Annotated in this window: 5 protein-coding genes; 1 reads left to right on the forward strand and 4 read right to left on the reverse strand. The window is 46.8% G+C overall.

Annotated elements, in window-relative coordinates:
- The first annotated feature begins 251 nt into the window (after positions 1 to 251).
- On the forward strand, positions 252 to 1004 hold the full coding sequence (locus tag P5674_RS23120; protein ID WP_006616511.1) for a hypothetical protein: 753 nt from the start codon (positions 252 to 254) through the stop codon (positions 1002 to 1004).
- A gap of 57 nt (positions 1005 to 1061) precedes the next feature.
- On the opposite strand, the gene P5674_RS23125 is transcribed toward P5674_RS23120, so the two are convergent.
- The 4 genes from P5674_RS23125 to petC all read right to left on the reverse strand — a co-directional run bounded on the left by P5674_RS23125 (position 1062) and on the right by petC (position 4867).
- On the reverse strand, positions 1062 to 2156 hold the full coding sequence (locus P5674_RS23125) for a RuBisCO accumulation factor 1 (RefSeq protein WP_315670321.1): 1095 nt from the start codon (positions 2154 to 2156) through the stop codon (positions 1062 to 1064).
- A gap of 196 nt (positions 2157 to 2352) precedes the next feature.
- Entirely contained in the window at positions 2353 to 3123 is a 771-nt protein-coding gene (locus P5674_RS23130; protein WP_315670322.1) for a hydrolase, read from the reverse strand.
- A gap of 128 nt (positions 3124 to 3251) precedes the next feature.
- Entirely contained in the window at positions 3252 to 4241 is a 990-nt protein-coding gene (petA, locus tag P5674_RS23135) for a cytochrome f (RefSeq protein WP_006616507.1), read from the reverse strand.
- A gap of 86 nt (positions 4242 to 4327) precedes the next feature.
- Positions 4328 to 4867: a cytochrome b6-f complex iron-sulfur subunit gene (petC, locus tag P5674_RS23140; RefSeq protein ID WP_006616506.1), complete on the reverse strand. Its 540-nt coding sequence runs from the start codon at positions 4865 to 4867 to the stop codon at positions 4328 to 4330.
- Positions 4868 to 5027 lie beyond the last annotated feature (160 nt).

A 5027-nucleotide genomic window follows, 5' to 3' on the forward strand; every position in this document is an offset into this window, starting at 1 on the left:
TCTTCTGTAGATATCCTTGCCATTATACGTCCTAACTTTTCTGTCTTGTGCTATACAATTCCAAGACAACGGTAAACGCTTCGTGTTAATATGCAACTCGGTTAGATTCGTAAGCAGTTAGATTCAGAGATGTACATGATGTCCAATGGCAAGTCTCTCTTCTACTGATCACCCTAGATAGGCCATTAGGCTGTTGAAAAGGATTTAACCTGGAATTCTCTTATAGCTGCCTAAGTGTGAAATCCAAACGCATGAGTCCGACTACGGGGTTTTTATGGGGATGTGTGTTTACCTTAATGGTAGCCATGCTACTCCTATTCGCATGGTTATTTTTGAGTAACCAATCGTCTTTAGGAAAGGATGAACCATCACCCCCAAGTTTCCCATCTGGAATTCTCCCGCCACCGCCTAATGTGTCGGAGTCAACATTAGGGACGTTTCCCAATGGGCAGATTCCGATCCCCACCTTTCCTTTACCTCCCCCACCTAGTTCCTCTGATTCCTCAAGTTCTGGGTCTCATGTACTTCGAGAATGGGAAAGACAACAAACGACTAATCAACAAATCACTACTCAACTGGAACGACATCGGGTTCAGATTGACCAACTAACGAGTCAACTGGAGCGACATCGGGTTCAAATTGAAACTCTTACAACTCAGCTTGAACAGCAGCGAATGCAAAATGAACGCCTGACTATGCAACTGCAAGAACAGGAGCGTCGGGTTAGTAATTTGACTCTGGATCAAAACCGCTTGTCTCAAGGCAATTCTGGCTCCAATGGATTGCCAACTGCTATGCTATGGTTTCTGGTGGGGGTGATTCTGGCTGTGGTCTTGGGTGGTAGTATTTTTGCGATCGCTTTAGTGGTGATGGTGACTCAATCTAATCGTCGGTCTGAGTTGAAACGTTATTCAATTCAACCTATTGATATCTGGCCTTATCGGATTGAGGAAGAACCTGCTGACTTTTTGCCCCCTAATATGCGATCGCGTCGTTCTCGTTAACATCCTATAGCTAGATCGCGATCGCCTCTATTTCTGGGTGCAAGAGTTTGACGGGCCCTACTCCTCAACTTGCCAAATATCCGTCATCTGATTTTCATCGACAATCCGTTTCGGACGCAAAATCAGAACTACCCGGCCTAGCAGAGGCGCTTCTGGTTTTTCCTCAAACCACTGCAATTCTAGTTGACCCTCAACCTCCACTAGAAAATAACTGTCTGCTTGCCATGTCCTGGCGGCGCGATCAATGACTGCAACTACTTCCTCAACCTGACAACCAGGAAGAGGAGTAGGAAGCTGATCGCTTGGGCATAAAATCACCACCGGGTCCTCAGAATTTCGGACTACCTGCCAACCTGGTAAAGCCAGACTCGCACCTGAGCCCGTAAATTTGATCATTCCAAAAGGTTCGATCGCTTCACACAGAGGAACAGCTTGCAAATCCTCCCTGTTCAGGGGTAACCTCCCCACCACAGGCATAATACAAGGAAGTTCCTCAGATTCCTCTAAACGATAAACTGGCAGGCGAGGGGCAGTTTTGAGAGAGGAAACCGTAAAATCAGTTAAAAGCTGTTCTAGCTCGCTTCTAGCCGCTGCAGATTTAACAAATTTTAGACCCTTAGCAATCAGGCGCGATCGCTCCTGAATATCCTTTTGTTGGCGAGCCAATTTCGCGAAATAATAGGCCACCATATCCCCCGCATCAGTAGAAAATCCTGACTCGATACCCCGCAGCAGGGAAAAATCTTTCAGCGCTCTAGCGATATTTCTAGCCTCATCAGCATCTAAATTGTACTCCAGAATCAACGCCGCCGCCGCCACCCGCAGGGGTTGGGTGAGGATGCGAAGTTCATAAAGGATATCGCTGCCTTTTTGCCAAAAATGCGATCGCACCTTCTCGGAGGTTTCCCCCTTAACCATGGACTGGTAAACCTGGGAAGCCACAATTACCTGATTTTGTTGCACAGGTTCAAAACCAGTATCCTCAAAAATCTCGCCAGAATTTTTACCGCACTTTTGCAGAGTAGCACAGGCCTGACCCCACTCGACCCAACTGCCTTCTTTGCGTCTAAGTTGCCCCGTCAAGGCTTGTTGGTCTACATTACTTTCGACCATTGGGGGTGTAAATTTCGGATTCGGGGATGTTTCAGTCATATTGGACAGTAGTATATAGAAAATCTACGGACGAGGTGACGATTAGCTGTATTCCCCAACCCCAAAACTAGATCCGCCATGGGGTCGAAGCGTCACCATAGGAGTTCAGAGTGCTTTTTTTCGCAGGAATAGCAGTAGGGATTCGGTGATTTCTTGGGGCCAATGGTCTTGGGGATAATGTCCAGCCTTATCTAGTTTAACCAATACTGCCCCTCCCCTCTTCAAGGGCAAAACTTTCCGCCATAGACAGATCTAGCCAAGGGTCAGCAGTCCCCCAGATCATCTCTATGGTATGCAACCATTTGGGGAAGCCTGAGACAATTTCTTCCATAGACCAATTCAATTGTAGGTTCTTAATGGTTGCCATGAGCGCCCGCCCCGTAGAGGAGGACTTGAGAAACGGACGGCGATAGACATCTCGCTCCTTATCTTCAATCACATAACCGCTTCCCCCCTCCAGAGTGCGATCGACTAATAACGGGTCTTGAGTCATCCTAATATACCCATAAAAGGCAATGCCATCTGTTTGATTTTCCAGGGTAATTTTGCCCTCACCTGAGACGGGGGTATTTAATATTAACAGCCGTTCAATTTGTTCTGGGTGTCGCAGGGCATACTGTAAACCCACCGAACCCAAGAAACCTTGAACCACCAAATAAAACTTAGTTAATTGGAGAGCATTTAAAAACTCTGGCGGGGATTGAATATACGCATCTGGAGTATAGGGAAAATCTCGTGGTTGTCTTGTTGTCTGGTTTCTCAGAATATCCAGAACCCAGCCAGTCGGGTGCGATCGCACTTGTATCCTTTCTCGCCTACTTCCTCCATAATTACAGTCCAACTGTAACGCGTGAGAAATTAACCCATGTAAAAATAATATAGGCGGTTTATCGATAACTTCCCGATTAATTTCCCGATAAAACCAGTCGAATTTTCCCGCTTTAATTGTATCCGTTGCGATCGCCACTTGTAAAAACTTGATAAATTTGCTTAATTTCCAGTGAGAAAGCCGGAGGCAGAATCCACAATTAACAACTATTAATTATCAGACCCTACCCCCTGACTTTCAACGTTGAAGCCAATGGACAGCCAGAATTAGAAATTCATCTCAGCCGCTTGGACTTTTTCCACTTGTTTTTTCTTGAGAACTAACAGAATCTGAGTTAGCATCACCAGGGCAAAAAATGCCAGTAGACCTTGAATCCGAGTCGAACTTTGGAGTACGATTTCAGTATCATCTTGACCAAAGCCACCCACATTAGGATTATTGGTTAATGAATCACCAGCCGCCACAGGTTGACCCTCAGAAACAATCAACTCAGGACCAGGAGGCACAGTTTCCACCACAGAATCGCCCTCAGCAGTAGTGATAGTGACCTGGTAGCCAACATACTCTTCCTGAGTAATTTCGGTGATAGTTCCACCCACAGAGGCTTTATAAACCGTGTTATTGCTGGCATTACCGGCCGGGTACAGTTGACCGCGACCCCGGTTTCCGCCAGCGTAGATGGCATATTTACCAAAGTGGATAGACTTATCAGTAGCTGGGTCTGGAGACAGAACCGGGAAGACAATTTCTTGGTATTGATCGCCAGGAATTGGACCAACAATCACCACATTTTCTTGATCAGCACTGTAGGGTTGGAAGTAAAGACCACCGACTTCTTCGGCCATCTCTTCAGGAATGCGATCGGCAGGAGCAATTTTAAAGCCTTCTGGAAGCATCAACACCGCTCCCACATTCAGAGCGCCTTTGCTACCATCACCCAACACCTGCTGTAAATTAGTATCATAGGGGATTTTCACCACAGCCTTAAACACAGTATCAGGTAAGACAGACTGGGGAACCTCTACTTCTGTAGGTTTAGCAGCCAAGTGGCAGTTAGCACAAACAATACGGCCTGTAGCTTCTCTAGGAGTTTCTGGGGCAGTTTCCTGAGCCCAGAAAGGATAAGCCGCAGCACTTTGGGGTAATACCAAATCCCCGGCTAGGAACAGCCCTGCGGTTGCCACTGCAACTAATAACACCCGCAAAGTTGCCCCAATGCCACGACGCAGAATTGCGAATCGGTCAGTGTTTGACATCGGAATGTTCTATCTCTCTCAAAATGTAAATTATCATTAGATCACAGATTGGGGATAGATATTATCCATCCCCCCCTGAGTCTCAATTAAGCCCACCAGGGAGCTTCATTGGTGCGGAAATCAGTTTCAGTCCAGGGAATGAAACTTACTTTGTCGTCCACAACTTCGGTGTGAACCAGCGCCAAGGACAGGGGAGCCGGACCACGCACTACCTTACCAGTAGCATCATACTGGGAACCGTGACAGGGACAGATAAATTTATTCTCGCTGCTGTTCCAGGGAACCACACAACCTAGGTGAGTACAGACCGCATTCAAGCCATATTCAGCCAGGTTGCCATCATTTTCAATCACTAGGTAGGTAGGATCACCTTTGAGACCTTGAGCCAAGACGCGATCGCCTACATTATGAGTAGCCACAAATTGGCTGGCTACCACATCATTACCCAAAGCATCTTTGGCGATCACACCGCCACCTGCTCCCCCAGTTGAAGGAGGAATAAAATATTTGACGAAGGGATACAGCGCACCTAGGGCCACCCCGGTTGCTGAACCAAAGGTCAGCAGATTCATAAATTGGCGACGTCCCATACTCGGAACATCAGAGTTAGCAGAAATTTGAGTCATGATCGATGCAGTTTGTCTGTGTTATGTTACTTGATCTTTACAAGTGCGAGACGTTCAGGCATGAAATAGGGTTGCAATACCCGAAATAACCGCTTGGTGAGGATTTCAACCCCTTGGTTGAATATAAGGAGCGCACTCCTGACCATCCTCATAACTGTTG

The sequence above is a fragment of the Limnospira sp. PMC 289.06 genome (genome assembly GCF_032350395.1).
GTDB classification, from domain to species: domain Bacteria; phylum Cyanobacteriota; class Cyanobacteriia; order Cyanobacteriales; family Microcoleaceae; genus Limnospira; species Limnospira platensis.